The organism is Serpentinicella sp. ANB-PHB4, from assembly GCF_031432315.1.
GTDB lineage: Bacteria > Bacillota > Clostridia > Peptostreptococcales > Natronincolaceae > Serpentinicella.
Genome location: NZ_JAVKGO010000003.1, coordinates 180579 through 200946, shown reverse-complemented (window position 1 = coordinate 200946; position 20368 = coordinate 180579). Strand labels below are relative to the sequence as shown.

Genomic DNA, 20368 nt, shown 5'->3' with positions numbered 1-20368 from the left:
GTTAAATTCTTTGTTTGTGATATGTGGCAGCCTTATGTGGATGTTGCTAAAGCTTTCTTTCCTAATGCTAAGATTATTATTGATAAGTATCATTTTATTAGGCAAGTAACTTGGGCAATTGAAAGTGTTAGAAAGCGTCTTCAAAAGACCATGTCTTCTAAGCTTAGAAAATATTATAAGAGAAGTAGAAAGCTTATTCTTACTCGTTATCATAAGCTTAAAGATGAGGACAAAAAAGCTGTTGACTTAATGCTTTTATACAATGAGGATCTTCGTTTAGCCCATAAGCTAAAAGAGCAATTTTATGAGATTTGTCAAAGTGAAAAGTATTCTTATCAGCGCAGTGCTTTAGTTGATTGGATTAAAAATGCTCAAAGTTCTGGGATTTCCGAATTTGAGAAGTGCGCTGCTACTTATACTAGATGGATTAAAGAAATTAAAAACGCTTTTAAATATGGTTATACGAACGGGCCTACTGAAGGGTTTAATAATAAAATTAAAGTATTAAAACGTATTTCTTTTGGTCTTAGAAACTTTCATAGATTTCGTAATCGAATTATTCATTGTTCTAACTGAAAATTAATATCTTAAAAATTATATATTCGGTTCAAGCCTATGTTTTAGCTTAGGTTTATTAAGTGCACCCTAAAACACGTGGAGTCTCATTATTATACTAAAATAGGCTCTAATGTAATAATGGAGCGAGATTAAATATAATCCCACCCCAACTATTGACAAAGAGCCAAAATAAAAAACACTCCTTATACATATCAGTTATGGTTTTTAACTCATATATATAAGAGTGTTTCTTTTATGAACCTTTATTTAACTTGATCAAGAACCGCTAAAGATATATTTGATGCATGATCTGCAATTCTTTCTAAATTACTTATGATATCTAAGAAAATAACCCCAGAAGTTGGCACACATTTATGTGCATTTAACCTCTCTATATGGCTTGATCTTAGCTTCTTTTCCAATAAGTCTACTTCATCTTCAATTTCTATTACTTTTTTTGCTAATTCACCATCTAAATTTCTAAGGGCAGTTAAAGAATCTGTATAAGCCTCCATAACTAACGTAGCAATATTTTTTAATTCTTCTATTGCTTTGTCAGAGAAATATAAATCGTTATCTAGTCTATATTCTGACAATTCAGCAATATTTTCTGCATGGTCTGCTACTCGCTCAATATCATTAATCGTATTAAATAGTCCATCTACAAATTCACGATTTTCCAAAGATATATTTCTATTTGTTAGCTGTATCATGTACTTGGCAAGTTCTTTTTCCATTTCATTAACAACTTTTTCTATTCGTTTTGTTTCTGCTATTTTTTTAGGATCCTTATCAAAGAAGCCATTTAAAGCATTTGTAAGGGATGATTTAGCTACGTTCCCCATATGAAGTGTTTCTTTCGTAACACTTACTAAAGCAATTGAAGGCGTTTCTAATATACGTTCGTCAATATATTTAATTCCTTCAGCTTTTTCCTCTTCACCGGGTACAATTTTTTTAGCCAATTTTACTAGCTGACCTGAGAAAGGCAATAAAATTAATGTACTAGTAATATTAAAAATAGTATGGGCATTAGCAAATTGTCTTGGTACATCACCTGGGTTCAGATAATTAATTGCATCATATAACAATCCTCTGAAAGCGACGATAAAAATTAGTGTGCCAAAAAAATTAAATAACAAGTGAAAGGCTGCAGCCCTCTTAGCTGTCCTATTAGCTCCAATACTAGAAATAATTGCAGTAATTGTCGTACCCATATTAATACCAAATAAAACTGGTAATGCTGATTCAATAGGTATTAAGCCCTCTGATGCTAAGGCTAAAACAATACCTGTGGAAGCTGTACTACTTTGTACTGCTACAGTTATGGCAAATCCAGCTAATACTCCTAACACAGGGTTCGTTCCAAAACTAATTAATAAATCTTGAAAAGCTTGAGACGCTCTCAATGGTCTTAGGGCATCTCCCATAAAAGTCATTCCGATAAATAGTATACCGAAACCAATAAAAGCTTCTGCTAGTTGCTTAACTTTTCGGTTACTAGTAAACAGCCATACCCCAACGGAAATCCCTACAACAATTGGTGCATAGGCATCAATCTTAAAGGAAACAATCTGCGCTGTAATGGTTGTTCCAATATTTGCACCCATTATTAATCCTACAGCTTGGGTTAGTTTCATCATGCCTGCATTTACAAAACCAACAACCATGACAGTACTGGCACTACTACTTTGAACAATAGCTGTTACTCCGGCTCCAACTAATACAGACATAATCTTGTTACTAGTTAGCAGGTTAATTATAGACTTCAATTTGTCTCCAGCAGCTTTTTGCAGTCCATTACTCATTACGTTCATACCGTATAAAAATAGACCTAAGCCCCCAAGTACCCCAAATAAAATCTCCATTAATGATCCTCCCTCGTTAATTAGCTCCTTTTCTTACATATAAGTAATGGTAAATAATTTCTGTCTTGTTAAAAATATAACACCATCATACAATATTCGACTTTTACACCCAAATTTCATTATAGCAAATATATAATAGGATGACTATATCAAAATTTTTATCTATCATCTTTATCAAGATTTAAATTCTTACCTGCCTCATTTACAGCATTTTGTGCTAAAACTGTAATAGGATCTATTAGAGGTATAGATACATCGTCTTGTTTAAGCACTAAACCAATTTCAGTACATCCTGCAATTACGGCTTCGATATTAAATTGACGTTGTAATTCATGTATTACACGCTTTATTCTGTCTACTGAAGTTTTTGACTGATTTCCAGCTTTTATACCCTCTACACCATAGATAATATCCATTACTTCTTCTTGCAAGGATGGATTAGGAATTATAATTTTTTTATCATCAATTGATTTTTGAAAAAGCTCTGTCTTTATTGTTCCAGTTGTTGCAATCAATCCTATATTGGATATATGCTTATATTTTTCTTTTATATACTGATTTGTTAGCTCCAAACCATTAAATATAGGAATATTTATTCCTTCCTGTACCTTTTTCAAAAAATAGTGTGCTGTCATACAAGGAATAACTATAAAATCTGCTCCAGCATTCTCTAGATTAATTGCTGTATCTAACATGGCTCTTTCTGGACTTTCACCAGTATTTAATATGGCTTTAGTACGGTCAGGAATTTTTGAATTGCTATCAATAATTACCCTAATATGATCGTTGTCCGTCTTTGCTTTTGTATATTTAATAATTTGACTAAAAATTTCATGAGTAGCATCTGGGCCCATGCCCCCTAAAATACCAATTATTTTTTCTTTCATTATTTCACCTCTGCTCATATTAAATATAATTTAATTGCATCCATTTGTCCAACATATATATACAAAAAATCTTTTTTATGGTATTGTAATTGTAAACTTTTTGTTTATACTACTCAGTAAAGAATAATTCTTTTAAGGAGGTCTTTCTATGATTTTTGAAAAGATTCAAGAAATTATATCAAACCAGCTTAGTATTAGTCCTGATAAAATAACACCAGCATCTACTTTATCCGATGATTTGGATGCAGATTCTCTAGATGCAGTTGAAATCATCATGGCAGCAGAAGATGCTTTCTCTATTGAGATTCCTGATGAAGATGCTGAAAAGTTTCAAAGTATTTCAGATATTATAGAATACATTGAAAAACATCAATAAAGTGCTGAATATTCAGCACTTTTTTATTTTTTGAATCATTATTGGGAATATTACATATGAGTTATAAATGTAATTTTCTCATTCGAATTCAATTAAAATATATGTTTAAATTTTACTTATCATGCCTTTATTATACCTACAGGAACTATTTGATTAGTTTTTAGCATTAAAATTATATCATGTAATAAATTTTAATATTATAGGAATAATCATGACACTTATTAAGCCTGCAATACCAATTGCAATACCACTCATTGCCCCTTCTGTCTCCCCTAACTCAATTGCTTTTGTTGTCCCCATACCATGGGATGAAGTTCCAAAAGATATCCCTACGGCTATCGGGTCATCTATTTTAAATAGCTTCAATACATATGGTCCGATTACTGCGCCTAAAATACCTGCTATTACAATTCCTACGATAGTAATCGAAGGAATTCCACCTATACTGTCAGATATTTCAATTCCTATTGGTGTTGTTACTGATTTAGGAACAAGGGATAATCGAATCTCCTCACTTAATCCAAACCAGCTTGATAAATACCAAGTACTAATTACTGCGGAACTACTGCCAAGTAAAATTCCAAATAAAATAGATACAAAATTTTTCTTTACTAGTTTAATCTGTTTATATAAAGGAACTGCTAAAACAACTGTTGCCGGTCCTAATAAAAAAGAAATTAGACTTCCTCCTTGATTATAGGTTTCAAAATCTATATCAAAAAATTGTAAAACCCCTATAATCGCAATAATACTTATAAGCAGTGGGTTCAAAATAGCAATTTTTGTTTTTTTATTAATTATAATTCCTAACTCAAAAAAAAGAATAGAAATAACTAGTCCAAAATAAGGCGAGTCAAACATTACTATTTCCCCCTTCTTAAATTTATATATTGTACACTGCACCCTGTAACAACTTGTACAATTATTGTTGATATAATAACAACAGCAAAAATTCTCAGCCAATTCCCCTTTAACATCTCAAAATTATTCATTAAGCTAACCCCAGCGGGTACAAAGAAAAATGCCAAGTGTTTCAATAAAAACCGAGCACTGTCTTCTACCATTTCTACCTTTACTATTCCGCTCAGTAAAAATAAAAGTAATAGGATCATCCCAATTACGTTTGCAGGAATCGTTAAAGAAAATATTTGTTGGATAACTTCAGCTAGTAAACAGATCCCTAGTATGATCAACGCTTGTCTTAGCATTTTCATTTATAACACCTCTCTACACTTTTACTTAAAAATATTATAACAGAGTCAAAAAGTCATTGTCGATTTAATTGGAGAAAATTACATCATTAAATTTAAGCATAAAGGATATTTTTTTTTACATAAGAGATGGTATAAGTAACTTTAAACAATTAATTATTAACTGGGAAAATTTATAATATTATACAAGTTTCAATAACTATCCTATATTCATAACCTAATATAAAGTGTTTTTAAATATAATTTAGAGGAGGTTTTATCTATATGGATACTCAAAATAATATGAACTACGAACCAGTGTATAATGGAAGTGAAATGACAGCTGGAATAGGCCATACTCCAGCAGCCCCTAGATATCCTAGTCCTATGCCTGATATGGGACACATGCCAATGCCTGGACACCCGGGACCTATGCCTGATATGGGGCATATGCCTTCCATGCCTGGTATAATGCCTATGCCTGGAATGCCTATGATGCCAGATCATGATCATATGCATGACCATATGCATGACCATAAGCATATGTATTATATGAATATGTACTTAGCTTCCATGTACAAAGCAGAAGCTTATCGTCATAAAATGATGCATCACCACCATGATGTAACACCAGAACCTGCACCATGTAAATAAAATAAGCGGCGATTTTATCGCCGCTTAATCAGTTACAATATCTTGAACATATACGTTTACTTTTGAAACCTGTATTTCTGTCATGGATTCTATTGAAGCTTTTACTTTTTCTTGAACATCTTCTACAATTTCTGGAATTTTAAATCCATATTTAATGACTAAAGATAAATTAACAACAATTTGAGATGCTTCTTTTTGAACCTTAACACCTTTTTTCTTAGTTGTATTTTTTGAAAAGACTTCACCAATTCCACCTGGTAGACCACCGCTTATAGAAACAATTCCCTTCGCTTCAGCTGCAATATGTCTTGCAATCGTCAACACAATATCATGAGAAATTTTTATTTTACCACCCTCACAGTTTATTTCCATTGGGTCCGTTGCCATGTAAATCCCTCCATTCATTTTATGTAGCTTATAATTACATTAACCTGCTAGTAAGCTTATTTTATTTTCAAAAGATGCCATTCCTTGTTTTGAAAAACTACTATATCTTCCTACGGCTATTTTAGAAGATGCAATATTTAACGCTGCATGGTTCTTATGTACATTAATTGCTTTGTATTTTTCAAGTCCATTAAATATTTTACCCTCGTCAATCCCGTCTAGTATACTTTCTACATCCATTGTGGTCATATGGTTTTGTACAGTGAAACTCTTATAAAGACTCTTTCCATATCTACAAGACTTTATATCCTGCCTTATTTGATCAAAATTTTGTTTCTCATCATGGTCCTCTTCTAATACGATGTTCTTACTCAAATAATTTTTTATCCGTAGGTTCTCATATGCTTTCATAGGAGAGATTTGGTCTTTTTTTTGCAATTTGTTTTTTGATACAATGCTTAAAGACCTTGAAAAACTTTCAGCGTCTCTAATGTTTTTGATGTTATCTTTTTCTTTTTTATTTTTAATTGGCATCATTGTAACTAAATCAAAGCCTTGCAATGCAGCAACCATTTCTCCTATCACCTCTTTTTTCGGACACATTGATTATAATATATTCAATTATATCATATATTTACCACATTTTTAGACCTTTAGTCTATTATTATTAGCTTTTTTGAACTTTTTATATACTTTTTGAAATAAAAATAACCTAGCATATATAAAATACACTAAGTTATTTCTTACAACATCCACCTGATCCTGATCCACAACTACTTTTACAGCAGTCTGTATTACTTTCAATTTCGTTTTTATTTAAAATTACATCTCTTAAAAGAAAAATACAATCTTTATTTTCATTAAAAGCTACAACTTCACAAGATGAAGCTTCACACAAGTAATATAAATCATCCACAATCAAATGTTTTAAATCTTTCTTTATAATCGGCTGAATCATTTTAGGTTTTGCTTTTTTCCCATGCTCATTACATAATGGACACTGATCATTTTGATACATACTTTTCACCTTGGTAAGCCTTTCATTTATTAGTTACAGAAGTTTCTCTTTTTCTAAAATGTGTGATCACTTCTTTATAAGCTTCTTCAGGACTCTCTATATTCTCAACAAGTTTCTCCATGGGACACTTATCTGTTCCTGTTTGATTCATTATATAAGGTACAATACGATTATAATTAACTTTTACATCGTGTTTTTGCATGATTGTTTTTGCACAATCACTTATTGTTTGGGCGTAAACTTCTTCAACCCCTCCGTATATTGCCAAAAGTGCAACTGCTTTTCCCACAATTTTATCAGCTATTGACGCACCTAAAACCTTACCTTTTTGATTTTCTAATAAAGATACAATTGGCTTAATTCCTTTTACATTTGATTTTTCAATTATCGTATTGTTCTTAGCGATTACAAACGAAAAACCTTCACTAGCCATTAAATCTTTAGCTAAATTCATATCACTCATAAAATCCTCCTAGGTATTTAAACATACCTTTGTTTTTGTTTAATTACCTAATCATTATATCAAATAATCTAACTTTGTCACGCAATAAATTATTTTCGGCAAATACAGTTAACCAAAAACAGCTTTAATCGACTAATTATTGTTATTGCATCAAATAATTTGTGGAAATTATCAATCTAGCTGTAGAATGTCGAAGAAATTTCCCGGGAAATTGGTTAATATAATATAACAAGCATTAATTATTTGTCGTTATTAACTACAGCTACACAGTTTGGTAAGACTTTAAATCGAATCATGTCCCCGATATTTAATTCTTGCCCTGGATCTGTAGAAACTAATATATCTTGAGTCTTTCCTTCTTCAGTTATAATAGAAATAATTGCGTCAATAGACTCACCTGTATAGGTATACTGTTTAACCCTTCCTTGGATATGACCACCTTCATCTATCTGCAAACTTTCAGGTCTAATAGATATACAGACTTTTTCACCAACACATTTGCAATGGCTATCACTACATTGAACAGTTCCCAAATTTGTCGTAACCGATTGACCATCACAATCTATAACACCTTCTAAAATAGTGGATTGTCCTACAAAGGATGCCACAAAGCGATTCTCTGGATTCTGGTACACTTCTCGAGGAGTACCAATTTGTTGTACTAATCCATCTTTCATGACTACAATTTTATCTGATATTGCTAAAGCGTCTTTCTGATCATGGCTAACAAAAATAGCTGTTGCACCTGCTTCTTTTATAATTCGTTTTACTTCAATTCGCATGGTTATTCTTAAGTCTGCATCTAGATTACTAAAAGGTTCATCTAATAATACCACCACCGGTCTACGGGTTAATGCTCTTGCTAAAGCAACTCTTTGTTGTTGTCCACCTGACAGTTCGTAGGGATAACGTTTTTCAAAACCTTTTAAGTTAACTAGCTCTAGCACTTCATTTACTCTACTTTTACGGTCCTTCGCTTTATATCCAAATCCTACATTGTCAAATACATTTAAATGCGGGAATAGGGCATAGTCTTGGAAGACCATACCTACGCCTCGTTTTTCTGGTGGTATCCATGTATCTTGATCACTTACAACTTTACCGCCTAAGAGGATACTTCCCGAATCTGCTCGTTCAAATCCTGCTATTAAACGTAATGTTGTTGACTTTCCACAGCCACTAGGTCCGAGTAGTGTAATGATCGATCCTTTTTCTACAGACAAACTAAGCTTTTTTACAGCAGGTTCATCAGCGCCAATATAAGTTTTTGAAATTCCCTTTAATTCTATATCATACATCTCTTTCACCGTCCTAATATTCTTTTAACATGTAATGTAATGGAATAATTGAAACTAAAACAATTAGTAATGCTGGGGGGGCTGCCATGTGATATATGGAGTCTGCGGCTTCAAAATAAACACGCACAGCCAAAGTGTCAAACCCTGGTGGCCTAAGCATTAACGAAGCTGGTAATTCTTTAATAGAACTAACAAAAACTAATGCGCCACCTGCCAGGATACCGGGTAGCATGTTAGGAAAAATAACTTTTAACATTACCTTCCAAGGTGGATACCCCAGACTTCTAGCTGCTTCATCAATTCTCGGTGATAGTTGACTTAGTGAAGATTCCCCTGCTTGCATTGCTTGAGGTAAAAATCGCACAACAAAGGCTAAAGCTACCATATAAAATGTCCCATAAATTATGGGTAAATGATTATTAAATATGAAAACAAAGCCTAAAGCCACAATTATACCTGGGAGCGCGTATCCCGAATAGCTTAGTTTATCAATGACACTAGTAATAACTGAAGGATATCGTGCTTTTAAGTATATAATCGGCATTGAAAATAACATACAAACGATCGCCGCAATACTAGAAACTTTTATACTATTAATTGCAAAACCAAAGAATCTTGAGTCTATTGCCCCCATGCTTATACCTATTCGTGACCAATAAATTAGCACAATAATAGGTAATAGAGCAGATAGTAGAAAAATTAAACTTACATAAACTAATGCAAATGGCTTCCAGTTGCCAAGTTTTAAAGTTAATGGCTTTCTATAGGTATTTGATGTTTGATAATATTTATTTCTTTTTCTTGTTTTTGATTCAATCCAAAGTATTAGTATGGTTATAAAAATTAGTATAAGACTGAGAACGGATGCGGAGGCTGTATCAAAACTAATCCTTCTGAAATAAATAGCCGCAGTAAAAGTCACATAACGCAGCATGGCAATTGCACCAAAATCTCCTAGAACATAAAGAGATACCAGTATTGCCCCTGCTCCTATAGCTGGACGTAATAGGGGTAAATTAACTTTATAAAATACTTCAAATGTTGTCATCCCCTGGGAATAAGCAGCTTCTTCAAAATTCCGATTCATCTTACGAAGAGAAGCACTTGCAATTAAATACACATAGGGATAAGTAAACATCGTTAGCACAAAGGTTACACCCCAAAATGAATAAATATTAAATTCATAGTCACCAAAGGTATTAACAATAAAAGGTGTATTTTGCCATAGTTCACGGGCCCATCCGCTACGCCCAAAAACAATGATATAAGTAACGGCACCTACATAAGGAGGGATTGTTAAAGGTACTGCAAGTAACCACCGCCAAATTTTCTTACCTGGAATATCTGTGCGCACAACAATCCATGCCAATGATACGCCCAATATGAGTGTACTTACTGTCACTACAAAGGTGAGTGAGAGTGTATTCCACAATAACTCTGGGATTCTTTGGTCTAAAAGCCGCATCCATCGTTCTTGGCCAGCAAATAAAGACTGCCAAATGACATAAATAATTGGAATCGTCATGATAACAGCTACTAAAAGACCAAAAATAAGTAACCCCAAACCCGGTGGGTTGCTATTCCAGATTTTTAACCAACTAACTCTAAAAAAACGGAGAATGGTTGGAAAAAATTTTTTTCCAACCTTGGCTTTTTGATCAGTATTCTTTTTTGTGTTTTCTTTAATTTTCATTATGCCATCTCCTACATTTAAAAAATATATTTAATCCCTATCTTAAATCCAAGTCTAATCCTGACGCTTCTATAAGCATCGTTGTATCTCTAAAGAAATTACCTAATTCTTTAACTGGCATATCTTGTACTTTTAATTCGTTAAAATCTACAATATGTGGCTGTACTTCTTCTGGATAAACAGCGCCAAACTGAGCGTTAATTAATAATTCTAAAGATTCGCCTACAAATGCTACTTGATTTTCAGGTAGTAGTAACCATTCTAAAAATATAGATGCATTTTCAGCATTTGGTCCACCTTTTACAAGACCTACCCCAGCTGCATTTGCAATAACACCCATTTGATCCTCTTCTTGATCTAAGTAGATGAAACCAACATTATTGTTTGTAGGCTCAACTAATTGTTGATGGAAATAATAGTTGTTTACAAGGCCAAAGGAATGCTCGCCGGCACCAACAGCTCTACGAATGTCACCATGTCCTTGATAAATGTTAGCTGCATTTTCTCTTACAGCAGCAATCCACTCAGCTGTTTTTTCATCGCCCCACTCATAGCGCAGTGCTGAGACATGACCAATCATACCACCGTTACCACCACGGGTAATGGCATAACCGTTTTCTACTTCTGCCCATTTTGGATCAAATAAGTCTTCTATACTGTTTGGCATTTCTTCTTCAGTAATCATTTCCTTATTATAGATAAACCCACGGGACCTTGCAGATATTGCAAAATAGGCATTATCCTCAGCTCTAAAGTCTGCTGGTATTGTTTCTATTCCTCCTGGTGTTGAACCCTGTAATAAACCTTCACTATCTAAATACCCTAATGCACCCAAATCATTCGAAATAAATATATCCGCTTGAACATTATTTTTTTCTTCTAGGATTTGTAAAGGGTTAGCTCCATTCAATGCTAATACTTCAATCCCTGTTTCTTCCGTGAATTTATCCAACAAATCTTGTACAAATCTTTCATTCCTTGCGGAATAAACAACTAATTGACCTGTTGTCCCTTCTTCATTTACAGCTTGACCTGCATTTTCACTTTGTGTACACCCTGCTATAAGCGCAGATATAATTGCCATAATTAAAACAAACATTAAACTTCTTTTCTTAAGCATATTGCTTCCTCCCAAAATATGTATTTAATTGATAATTATTTATCATTGATATTCACTATCGATTAAATATGATTATATACTCAATGATAATTATTTTCAATACTATTTTGTAAATAAATTTGTTTTTGTGATTAATATCACTTTTTTGGGGTAAGACGTTATTTTTGATGCCAGTTGTAAGGTGGAAAGTAAAAAGCAAAAGCGAGATCCTTCGTTTTACTCAGGATGACAAAATAAGTAGGAAAGTTGAAAGTATAAAAGTTGAAGGTAAAGTAAAAAGCGAGATTCTTCACTTCGCTCAGAATGACAAAGTAGTAGGTCAGTTGGTCAGGAGATAAGGAAAAGGGAAAAGTAGAAAGTGGAAAAGAAAAGTCAAAACCGAGATTCTACATTCAGAATGACATAACTGAATGCAAAATCTCGGCTTTTGTTTACCTATATTCTTTCTTTTGGTGTATACTTTGTATGTAATAATTTATGGGCTAACTCACCATAAGGCTTTCCTAAATAGCTATCATACAACTCTATAATTTCCTTATTTTTATGGGACTGTCGTACTTCTTTATTTTTGTCTTCTTTGTACAAGGCTTCTTGTCTCTTTTTTACAACTACATCATTTCCGTGATGATAGGGTTGCCCTCCACCACCAATACAACCTCCAGGACAGGCCATAATTTCAATAGCATGATATTGGGATTTACCACTTCTAATATCTTCAAGTAACTGTCTTGCATTACCTAATCCGTGAGCAATGCCAATATGGATATCCTTTCCGTTTATTGGTACTGTTGCTTCACGAATACCTTCAAATCCCCTTAGTTGGTCAAACTCTACATTTTCTAATTTTTCATTTGTTAACCATTCATAAGCCGTTCGCATGGTTGCCTCTATCACACCACCTGTAGTTCCAAAAATTACAGAAGCACCGGTTGTTTCCCCCAAAGGATGATCAAAATCTTCGTCTGGTAATTTATTAAAATCAATTCCCGCCTCTTTGATCATTGCAGCTAATTCTCTTGTTGTAATGACGATATCAACGTTATTATCATCATCTAAAGCTAACTCCGTTCTTGCTGCCTCTGCTTTTTTGGCTATACAAGGCATGATTGATACAACGGTTATTTTCTGTGGATCTATGTTAAGTTTTTCTGCCATGTATGTTTTTGAAATAGTACCAAACATTATATGGGGCGATTTACATGTAGAAGGTACATCTACTAAATCTGGAAATTGGTGTTCAATAAAGCTTACCCATGCCGGACAACAACTGGTTAACATAGGTAATCGCCCACCATTTTCTAACCGATCTATAAGCTCCGTTGCCTCTTCCATAATCGTTAAGTCGGCACCGAAATCCGTATCGAAAACTTTATCAAAACCAAGCTTTCGCAATGCAGATACCATTTTTCCAGTTACAATACTTCCTGCCTCCATGTCAAATAATTCTCCTAAAGCTACTCTTATAGCCGGTGCTGTCTGTACAATCACATACTTATCCTCATTATTAAGGGCATCCCATACTTTCGGAACATGATTTACTTCAGTCAACGCTGCTGTTGGACAAACCGCCACACATTGGCCACAATAAGTACAAGAAGTTTCTTGCATTGGTAAGTTAAAGGCTGGTCCTACGGTTGTGTGAAACCCTCTATTTAGAGCAGTTAATATACCACAGGTTTGTATTTCATTACATGCGGTTTCACAGCGACGGCATAGAATACATTTGTTTTGATTTTTTACTAATGACTGACTTGAAGTATCAAGATGAGTCGTCATTGCCTCCCCAGTATATTTTATTTCTCTCACACTTAATCTGTGTGCAAGGGTTTGCAACTCACACTGTAAATTCTTTTGACATATTAAACAATCGGTAGGATGATTAGACAGTAGTAGCTCTACTGCCATACGTCTGGCATTAATTGCCTTAATAGTGTCCGTAGATATAATCATGCCATCGTTTATTGGGGTTGCGCAAGCTGGTGCTAAATTTGGTTTTCCTTCTACTTCTACCATACAGACTCGACAGGATGCTGTACGATTTACCATTTTTAAGTCATGTAAGTCTAAATGACATAGGGTAGGTATGTGTACCCCAGCTTCCGTTGCAGCATCTAGTACGGTATATTCCCTTGGGACTTCTATCTCTGCTCCATTTATCGTTAACTTTACCTTTTCATTTTTCATTATTTCACCACCTTAATTTGCTATTGCATTAAATTTACATGCCTCTTTACAGGCCCCACAATTAATACACCTTTCTTGATCTATATTATGTACTTCTTTTACCTTGCCTGATATACAATCAACAGGACACACCCTGGCACATAGGGTACAGCCTACACAATTTTCTTCTACTATTTCATGCTTTTTTAGTGCAGCACAAACACCAGAGGGGCAATGTTTGTTTTCAACATGCTGTAGGTACTCATCATAGAAATATTTTAATGTGCTTAATACTGGGTTGGGTGAGCTTTGTCCCAGTCCACACAAAGAACTGATCTTTATCATTTCTCCTAGCTTCTTCAAATCTTCTAGATCCTGCTTTGTACCTTTACCTTCGGTGATTTTTATTAGTATCTCATGCAACCTTTTATTTCCAATTCTACAAGGCGTACATTTCCCACAGGATTCCTCTTCAGTAAACTCTAAATAAAATTTAGCAATGTTAACCATACAGTCATCTTCGTCCATAACAATCATACCGCCAGATCCCATCATTGAACCGATTCTTGTTAAATTTTCATAGTCAATTGGATTATCAAGAAGTGCTTCTGTTAGGCACCCTCCCGATGGCCCACCGGTTTGAACTGCTTTAAACTTTCTTCCATTACGAATACCACCACCAATATCAAAAATAACTTCTCTAAGGGTAATGCCCATTGGCACTTCGATTAAACCGACGTTGTTTACTTTACCTGCTAAAGCAAACACTTTAGTTCCTTTGCTTTTTTCAGAACCAATTTGCTTAAACCACTTAGGCCCCTTCAGTATAATTGGTGGGATATTGGCATAGGTTTCTACATTATTTACACAGGTTGGTTTATTCCAAAATCCACTTTCAGCTGGAAAAGGTGGTTTCGCGTTAGGCTCTCCCCGTCCTCCTTCCATTGAATTAATTAGTGCTGTTTCTTCCCCACAAACAAAAGCCCCAGCTCCATATTTAATTTCAACATCAAAATGAAAATTTGTACCAAAAATATTTCGCCCTAAGAATCCATATTCTTTTGCTTGCTCCATGGCAATTTTTAATCGTTGGATTGCTAAGGGGTACTCTGCTCTAATATATACAAAGCCTTTATTTGCTCCTATGGCATAGGCTCCTATGGCCATAGCCTCCAACACACTGTGGGGATCTCCTTCTAAAATGCTTCTATCCATAAAGGCGCCTGGGTCACCTTCATCTGCATTACAAACAATATATTTCTGGTCATCTTTATTTCGGTAGGTTAATTCCCATTTAAACCCCGTAGAGAATCCCCCACCCCCTCTACCTCGCAACTCACTATCTCTAACTAATTGAATAACCTCTTCTTGACTCATTTCCGTCAGTACTTTTCCTAAAGCCATATACCCATCTTCAGCTATGTATTCTTTAATATTTTCAGGATCAATTAATCCGCAGTTTCTGAGTGCAATCCTTACTTGTTTTTTATAAAAAGGCATGTCTTTTTGTTGTTCTAACCGCTCGTGGATATTTGGTTCCTCATAGAGTAGTCTTTGAACACGCCTTCCTTTAATAATGTGTTCTTCTACAATTTCTTTTGCATCACTGGGTTTAACTTCTATATAAAATACATTTTCAGGGAGAATTTTAATAATAGGACCCTTCTCACAAAATCCAAAGCATCCTGTTTTTACAACTTGAATTTCATTATGAAAATTAGCTTTTTCTATCTGTTTTTTTAGTTCTTCTATAATTTCATGACCTTCTTGTGATTGACATCCTGTGCCTGCACATACTAATATGTGGGATCGATATTGCTTCATTTTTCTCCTCCTTTCCTAAAGTTTATGAAAAGACTTACTTATAATTGAATCCTGTAGCAGTTCTCCTTTTTTAATATGTTTCTCAATTATTTCACGACCTTTTTTTATATCAACATTACCGTATAGTATTGGTTCTTTACCTGGTACATTTACTTGTACTATTGGTTCTTCATAGCAATAACCCATGCATCCAACTTGAACCACATAAACATTCTCTAAGTTTTCTTCATTAATTGTATCCAGAATCTCATTATATGTTTCTCTTGCCCCGGCAGCTATTCCACAGGTTGCCATCCCTACTAGAAGCTTAATTTTATTATCTTCGTCTACCTTTCTAATGTTCATCTGCTTTAAAGACGCTTCTCTTATTTTTTTTAATTCTTCTAATGATTTTACAGTGGACATCCTGTCACCTCCTACTCATACTGACTTATTATGCCGTCAACATCTTCTAATTTCACTCTACCATATACTTTTTCATCTACAATAACGACTGGGGCTAACCCACATGCACCAACACATCGTAAGCCATTTAATGTAAACTTCCCATCTTCTGTGGTCTCTCCTATCTTTACGTTTAATTTCTTTTCCAGGTGAGATACGATCTTATCTGCGCCTTTTACGAAGCATGCCGTTCCTGTACATATATCAATAGCGTGTTCCCCTTTAGGTGTATCTACAAAGTAGGAGTAAAAAGTGACAACACCGTTTACCTCTGCCCCGGATAGTCCTAGACTTCTTGCCACAAATAACTGTACATCTCTAGGCAAGTAACCAAAAATCCGTTGCGCTTCATATAGCACCTGTATGAGCTTCCCCTCCGTACTTTCAAGACTTCTTATGTAGTCTCCCAACTCTTCATATTTCTCCTTCGGTAACGCTACTTCTAACTCATTTTTTTCTTGTAGTTTAAAGTGTTCCTCCAAATTAAACCCTCCCTTTAGTTGAATTTTTCCTCTGCTTTTCTATTCACTATTATTGTTCTAAATAGAATATTTTAAACAAATTAAAAGCGAGATTCTTCACTGCGTTCAGAATGACAGACAGTTGGTCAGTTGGAAAGTAGAAAGGGAAAAGGGAAACCTAGACTCTTCACTTCGTTCATTAGCAGATGACCAAAGAGAAGTTTTGTTAGTCGCTTACACAGAGGGAAATGACACAATAGTTAGAAAGTGGAAAGGAAAAGTCAAAACCGAGATTCTTCACTGGCGTTCATAAGCAGATGACCAAAAAGAAGTTTTGTGTTAGTCGCTTACACAGAGGGAAATGACAAAATTGTTAGAAAGCAAAAAAGGAAACCAGAACTTAAATTATCCACTAAGTTCAGAATGACGGGCAGTTTGAAGTAGAAAGAAATCACCAAAATAATCGTCATTCTGAATATCATTGATGATTCGATGATTGAATCAATGACAATCAGAATGACAGCTTGATAAAAGAGATCGTTGGACAGCCGTTATTAAACAACTATTCCACCTTAAATTTTTTGTCTGATGTGCTTTAACATATCCTCTGTCATACTTGCTAAATCATATTTTGGAGACCAATCCCACTGTTCTCTTGCTGCACTATCGTCAAGGGAATTTGGCCATGAGTCCGCTATGTCTTGTCTTATTAGGTCTACTTCATACTGTATTTCAAACTCAGGTATATGTTTTTTAATTTCATTGGCTATTTGTTTCGGATTAAAACTCATAGCAGTTACATTAAATGCATTGCGATGTATTAATCTTTCAGGATTAGCTTCCATTAGTTTTACTATTGCGTCAACAGCATCGGGCATATACATCATATCCATATAAGTATCTTCTCTTAGATAACAGTTGTATCCCTTGTTTTTTAGAGCCTCATAAAAAATGTGCACTGCATAATCAGTGGTTCCACCACCGGGCTGACTTTCATGGGAGATTAATCCAGGAAAACGCAATCCTCTAGCATCTACTTTATACTTTTTATAATAATAATCACAAAGTATTTCTCCAGATACTTTGGTCACCCCATACATCGTAGTTGGCCTTTGCAATGTATCTTGCGGTGTGTGATCCTTAGGCGTTTGTGGCCCAAATGCCGCAATAGAACTTGGCACAAAAACAGCGCATCTGTTATATCTTGCAACTTCTAAAACATTAAATAAACCATTCATATTTATATCCCAAGCTAAATTGGGTTTATGCTCTCCTACAGCTGAAAGAATAGACGCTAGATGTATAACCGTATCAATATTATAACTCTTTACGGTCTCGGCTATTTTCTTTCCATCTGTTACATCAATTTTCTCAAAAGGCCCTGAATGAATAACTTCTTGATTGCCATCACTATTTAAATCACTAGCAATAATATTATTACTTCCATAAATCCCTCTCATATGTTGCACTAAAGCAGATCCAATTTGTCCTAATGCTCCAGTAACTAATATGTTCACATTAACCCTCCTAATAACACATATATCAGTTATTCTGCAACATATTATTTTAAAAAATACCATTGATTATTAATTATTTTATTTACAATTAATGTCTATATGCGTTGGACAAAAACAGTCCACTCTGTTATCATGTTTTATAAATACATATATAAGGAGTGTTAATAAATGAATAATAATCAAGTTGTAGCAACTGTTGGCGATAGAGAAATTACCCAATTAGATGTTGAACTACTTCTAAAAAGCATGGATCCACAAAAAGCAATGCACTTTAATACACCTGAGGGAAAAAGTAAAGTTGTACAAGAGCTTGTTAACCAAGAGCTTTTTTACTTATACGCTTTAGAGAATGCATTAGATGCTGAAGAACAATATAAAGCAGAGCTAGAAAATATTACTGCTACATTTTTAAAGCAGTATGCAATTAGCAAAGTATTGAAAGATATTACAACAGATGATGCTGAAGCAGAAACTTTCTTTAATGAAAATAAAGATCAGTTCGTTAACCCTGAAAGTGTAAAGGGAAGTCATATTTTAGTTGAAGACGAGTCTACTGCTAAAGATATTATTAAAGAAATCAACGAAGGACTTGCTTTTGATGAAGCTGCAAAAAAATATTCTAAATGTCCTTCTAAAGCCCAAGGTGGAAGCCTAGGTTACTTTACACAAGGTAAAATGGTTCCAGAATTCGAAGCTGTAGCGTTTAATATGAAACAAAATGAAATTAGTGAACCTGTTAAAACCCAATTTGGATACCATATTATAAAAATAGATGATAAAAAAGAAGCTTCTGAGCAAACTTTTGATCAAGTTAAAGATCAAATTAAGCAACATTTACTTTCAGAGAAACAACAAAAACGTTACTTTGAAACGATTGATACATTAAAAGAAAAACATCCAATTAAAATAAATGAGTAAATAAAATAACCCGTTATACTTCACTGACGTTCCGAATGACAATCATTTTTCTGTCATTCGGAACCCTATTGAAGCATCACGGGTTTTGTTTTTTGTAAACTTATAAAATTTTATTTAAAAAAGCCTTTGTTCTTTCATGCTGTGGGTTATTAAATATATCTAGTGGCTTTGCTGTTTCAACAATGTGGCCTCCATCCATAAATAAAACTCTATCCCCAACTTCCCGAGCAAATCCCATTTCATGGGTCACAACCACCATGGTCATTCCTTCTTTTGCCAGATCTTTCATTACTTCTAATACCTCCCCAACCATCTCTGGGTCTAAAGCTGAGGTTGGCTCATCAAACAACATGATTTTTGGCTTCATCGCCAATGCTCTTGCGATAGCAACCCTTTGCCTTTGTCCCCCAGATAGTTTTTCCGGATAAACTTCTGCCTTGTCTTCAAGTCCTACCCTTTTTAGTAGTTGGCGACCTAAAGCTTCTGCATCTTTTACACTAATTCCTTTAACCTTAATTGGTGCTAAGGCAATATTTTCAAGAACGGTTTTATGGGGAAATAGGTTAAACAATTGAAATACCATTCCAACATCTTGCCTAACTTCATTAATATTTGTTTTCTTGTCCATAATATCCGTCCCATTAATGATAATTTCCCCACTATTGGCTTTTTCTAATTGATTTATACAACGTAAAAAAGTACTTTTTCCTGATCCTGAAGGGCCAATAACTACAACTACTTCCCCAGCAGTTATACTACAAGAGACACCCTTTAAGACTTCTAGCTTCCCAAAGTTTTTTGTCAAATCTCTAATTGTTATCACTCTTGCTGTACCTCCTTTCAAGATAGGAAACAAATTGTGACAAACTCATTGTCATAATCAGATAAAATATTGAAACTGCAAGCCATGTTTCAAAGGGTCTAAAAGATCGAGCTTGCATCATTCTTCCTGACATCATTAGATCCTGTAAAGAAATAACTGAAACTAGTGATGAATCTTTTAATATTGCAATAAATTCGTTACCTAAAGGTGGAATCGCTCTTTTAAAGGCTTGAGGGATAATAATATATTTCATAGATTGGGAATGGGTCATTCCTAAAGACCTCGCTGCTTCCATCTGCCCTTTTTCAATAGATTGAATAGCTCCTCTAAAAATTTCAGCAACATATGCACCACTATTTAAACTTAATGCAATCGTTCCTGAAAGCATAGGGTTAAAAGCACTCAGACCTAAAAGTGGTGGTACACCAAAGTGAATTAAAAATATCTGTGCCATTAACGGTGTTCCTCTAATAAAGTCTACATATCCTCTTGCAATCCATCTTAAAGGTGCAATTTTTGAAAGTCTCATTAAACTAATAAACAATCCTATGACTGTTCCTACCCCTACGGCAATAACGGACAATTGTATCGTTATTCTAAGTCCTTGCATTAATAAAGGTAAATATCTCATCACTACATCAATTCTAAAGTCCATCTACAACGCAACCTTTCGTTAAAGTTGAAAAAAGTAGATGACACCTAGGTA

Annotated in this window: 23 protein-coding genes; 5 read left to right on the top strand and 18 right to left on the bottom strand. The window is 34.3% G+C overall.

The annotated features are described in order from the left end of the window. The coding region (locus tag RH915_RS04565) for an ISL3 family transposase (protein WP_310478191.1) at nt 1-576 on the top strand (576 nt) is incomplete at its 5' end. A gap of 245 nt (nt 577-821) precedes the next feature. On the opposite strand, the gene RH915_RS04560 is transcribed toward RH915_RS04565, so the two are convergent. Next, nucleotides 822-2426 carry a Na/Pi cotransporter family protein gene (locus RH915_RS04560; RefSeq protein WP_310478190.1) on the bottom strand — a complete coding sequence of 535 codons (1605 nt, stop codon included), beginning with the start codon at nt 2424-2426 and terminating at the stop codon, nt 822-824. A gap of 158 nt (nt 2427-2584) precedes the next feature. Beyond that, complete coding sequence (locus RH915_RS04555; RefSeq protein ID WP_310478188.1) at nt 2585-3313, bottom strand: aspartate/glutamate racemase family protein; 729 nt, start codon at nt 3311-3313, stop codon at nt 2585-2587. A 151-nt stretch (nt 3314-3464) separates the two neighbouring features. Here RH915_RS04555 and acpP point away from each other — a divergent pair, with 151 nt between their 5' ends. Next, nucleotides 3465-3689: an acyl carrier protein gene (gene acpP / locus RH915_RS04550; RefSeq protein WP_310478199.1), complete on the top strand. Its 225-nt coding sequence runs from the start codon at nt 3465-3467 to the stop codon at nt 3687-3689. 177 nt (nt 3690-3866) lie between these two features. Here acpP and RH915_RS04545 read toward each other — a convergent pair whose 3' ends face one another. Together RH915_RS04545 and RH915_RS04540 are read right to left on the bottom strand one after the other, a co-directional pair. Further along, on the bottom strand, nt 3867-4550 hold the full coding sequence (locus RH915_RS04545) for an LrgB family protein (RefSeq protein WP_331618300.1): 684 nt from the start codon (nt 4548-4550) through the stop codon (nt 3867-3869). Between the two features lie 2 nt (nt 4551-4552). Beyond that, complete coding sequence (locus tag RH915_RS04540) at nt 4553-4903, bottom strand: CidA/LrgA family protein (RefSeq protein WP_310478187.1); 351 nt, start codon at nt 4901-4903, stop codon at nt 4553-4555. A 261-nt stretch (nt 4904-5164) separates the two neighbouring features. Between RH915_RS04540 and RH915_RS04535 the strand changes: the two genes are divergently transcribed. Continuing rightward, nucleotides 5165-5533: a hypothetical protein gene (locus tag RH915_RS04535; protein WP_310478185.1), complete on the top strand. Its 369-nt coding sequence runs from the start codon at nt 5165-5167 to the stop codon at nt 5531-5533. Nucleotides 5534-5557: 24 nt separating this feature from the next. Here the strand turns inward: RH915_RS04535 and RH915_RS04530 are convergent, their stop codons facing one another. The 11 genes from RH915_RS04530 to nuoE form a co-directional block, all read right to left on the bottom strand. Further along, nucleotides 5558-5920 carry an Asp23/Gls24 family envelope stress response protein gene (locus RH915_RS04530; RefSeq protein WP_310478183.1) on the bottom strand — a complete coding sequence of 121 codons (363 nt, stop codon included), beginning with the start codon at nt 5918-5920 and terminating at the stop codon, nt 5558-5560. A gap of 39 nt (nt 5921-5959) precedes the next feature. Beyond that, nucleotides 5960-6493 (bottom strand): hypothetical protein, encoded by a 534-nt coding sequence (locus tag RH915_RS04525; RefSeq protein WP_310478181.1) that lies wholly within the window; start codon nt 6491-6493, stop codon nt 5960-5962. Nucleotides 6494-6656: 163 nt separating this feature from the next. Then, nucleotides 6657-6938, bottom strand: coding sequence for a hypothetical protein (locus tag RH915_RS04520; protein ID WP_310478197.1), 282 nt, complete (start codon nt 6936-6938; stop codon nt 6657-6659). Nucleotides 6939-6960: 22 nt separating this feature from the next. After that, entirely contained in the window at nt 6961-7401 is a 441-nt protein-coding gene (locus RH915_RS04515; RefSeq protein WP_310478180.1) for a DUF1893 domain-containing protein, read from the bottom strand. A 239-nt stretch (nt 7402-7640) separates the two neighbouring features. Continuing rightward, complete coding sequence (locus RH915_RS04510) at nt 7641-8699, bottom strand: ABC transporter ATP-binding protein (RefSeq protein ID WP_310478178.1); 1059 nt, start codon at nt 8697-8699, stop codon at nt 7641-7643. Nucleotides 8700-8712: 13 nt separating this feature from the next. Then, a complete protein-coding gene (locus RH915_RS04505) occupies nt 8713-10392 on the bottom strand; it encodes an ABC transporter permease (RefSeq protein WP_310478176.1) in 1680 nt (559 codons plus the stop codon). A 37-nt stretch (nt 10393-10429) separates the two neighbouring features. Next, nucleotides 10430-11512: an extracellular solute-binding protein gene (locus tag RH915_RS04500; protein ID WP_310478175.1), complete on the bottom strand. Its 1083-nt coding sequence runs from the start codon at nt 11510-11512 to the stop codon at nt 10430-10432. Between the two features lie 435 nt (nt 11513-11947). Continuing rightward, nucleotides 11948-13696 (bottom strand): NADH-dependent [FeFe] hydrogenase, group A6, encoded by a 1749-nt coding sequence (locus RH915_RS04495; protein ID WP_310478174.1) that lies wholly within the window; start codon nt 13694-13696, stop codon nt 11948-11950. Between the two features lie 12 nt (nt 13697-13708). Continuing rightward, entirely contained in the window at nt 13709-15499 is a 1791-nt protein-coding gene (locus RH915_RS04490; RefSeq protein WP_310478173.1) for an NADH-quinone oxidoreductase subunit NuoF, read from the bottom strand. Nucleotides 15500-15514: 15 nt separating this feature from the next. Beyond that, nucleotides 15515-15904, bottom strand: coding sequence for a (2Fe-2S) ferredoxin domain-containing protein (locus RH915_RS04485; protein WP_310478172.1), 390 nt, complete (start codon nt 15902-15904; stop codon nt 15515-15517). A gap of 11 nt (nt 15905-15915) precedes the next feature. Continuing rightward, complete coding sequence (gene nuoE / locus RH915_RS04480) at nt 15916-16425, bottom strand: NADH-quinone oxidoreductase subunit NuoE (protein WP_310478171.1); 510 nt, start codon at nt 16423-16425, stop codon at nt 15916-15918. 121 nt (nt 16426-16546) lie between these two features. Here nuoE and RH915_RS04475 point away from each other — a divergent pair, with 121 nt between their 5' ends. Further along, entirely contained in the window at nt 16547-16717 is a 171-nt protein-coding gene (locus RH915_RS04475; protein ID WP_310478170.1) for a hypothetical protein, read from the top strand. Between the two features lie 259 nt (nt 16718-16976). Here the strand turns inward: RH915_RS04475 and RH915_RS04470 are convergent, their stop codons facing one another. After that, a complete protein-coding gene (locus RH915_RS04470) occupies nt 16977-17921 on the bottom strand; it encodes an L-threonine 3-dehydrogenase (RefSeq protein ID WP_310478169.1) in 945 nt (314 codons plus the stop codon). 168 nt (nt 17922-18089) lie between these two features. Here RH915_RS04470 and RH915_RS04465 point away from each other — a divergent pair, with 168 nt between their 5' ends. Further along, nucleotides 18090-18839 carry a peptidylprolyl isomerase gene (locus RH915_RS04465; protein ID WP_310478168.1) on the top strand — a complete coding sequence of 250 codons (750 nt, stop codon included), beginning with the start codon at nt 18090-18092 and terminating at the stop codon, nt 18837-18839. 100 nt (nt 18840-18939) lie between these two features. Here RH915_RS04465 and RH915_RS04460 read toward each other — a convergent pair whose 3' ends face one another. Further along, nucleotides 18940-19662: an amino acid ABC transporter ATP-binding protein gene (locus RH915_RS04460; RefSeq protein ID WP_310478167.1), complete on the bottom strand. Its 723-nt coding sequence runs from the start codon at nt 19660-19662 to the stop codon at nt 18940-18942. Further along, complete coding sequence (locus RH915_RS04455; RefSeq protein WP_310478166.1) at nt 19649-20317, bottom strand: amino acid ABC transporter permease; 669 nt, start codon at nt 20315-20317, stop codon at nt 19649-19651. Before RH915_RS04455 ends, RH915_RS04460 begins: the two co-directional genes overlap by 14 nt. Nucleotides 20318-20368 lie beyond the last annotated feature (51 nt).

Coding starts and splice junctions, on each gene's coding strand:
- RH915_RS04560 (WP_310478190.1), bottom strand. CDS start 2,426: ATGGAGATTTTATTTGGGGTACTTGGGGGCTTAGGTCTATTTTTATAC.
- RH915_RS04555 (WP_310478188.1), bottom strand. CDS start 3,313: ATGAAAGAAAAAATAATTGGTATTTTAGGGGGCATGGGCCCAGATGCT.
- RH915_RS04545 (WP_331618300.1), bottom strand. CDS start 4,550: ATGTTTGACTCGCCTTATTTTGGACTAGTTATTTCTATTCTTTTTTTT.
- RH915_RS04540 (WP_310478187.1), bottom strand. CDS start 4,903: ATGAAAATGCTAAGACAAGCGTTGATCATACTAGGGATCTGTTTACTA.
- RH915_RS04535 (WP_310478185.1), top strand. CDS start 5,165: ATGGATACTCAAAATAATATGAACTACGAACCAGTGTATAATGGAAGT.
- RH915_RS04530 (WP_310478183.1), bottom strand. CDS start 5,920: ATGGCAACGGACCCAATGGAAATAAACTGTGAGGGTGGTAAAATAAAA.
- RH915_RS04525 (WP_310478181.1), bottom strand. CDS start 6,493: ATGGTTGCTGCATTGCAAGGCTTTGATTTAGTTACAATGATGCCAATT.
- RH915_RS04520 (WP_310478197.1), bottom strand. CDS start 6,938: ATGTATCAAAATGATCAGTGTCCATTATGTAATGAGCATGGGAAAAAA.
- RH915_RS04515 (WP_310478180.1), bottom strand. CDS start 7,401: ATGAGTGATATGAATTTAGCTAAAGATTTAATGGCTAGTGAAGGTTTT.
- RH915_RS04510 (WP_310478178.1), bottom strand. CDS start 8,699: ATGTATGATATAGAATTAAAGGGAATTTCAAAAACTTATATTGGCGCT.
- RH915_RS04505 (WP_310478176.1), bottom strand. CDS start 10,392: ATGAAAATTAAAGAAAACACAAAAAAGAATACTGATCAAAAAGCCAAG.
- RH915_RS04500 (WP_310478175.1), bottom strand. CDS start 11,512: ATGCTTAAGAAAAGAAGTTTAATGTTTGTTTTAATTATGGCAATTATA.
- RH915_RS04495 (WP_310478174.1), bottom strand. CDS start 13,696: ATGAAAAATGAAAAGGTAAAGTTAACGATAAATGGAGCAGAGATAGAA.
- RH915_RS04490 (WP_310478173.1), bottom strand. CDS start 15,499: ATGAAGCAATATCGATCCCACATATTAGTATGTGCAGGCACAGGATGT.
- RH915_RS04485 (WP_310478172.1), bottom strand. CDS start 15,904: ATGTCCACTGTAAAATCATTAGAAGAATTAAAAAAAATAAGAGAAGCG.
- RH915_RS04465 (WP_310478168.1), top strand. CDS start 18,090: ATGAATAATAATCAAGTTGTAGCAACTGTTGGCGATAGAGAAATTACC.
- RH915_RS04455 (WP_310478166.1), bottom strand. CDS start 20,317: ATGGACTTTAGAATTGATGTAGTGATGAGATATTTACCTTTATTAATG.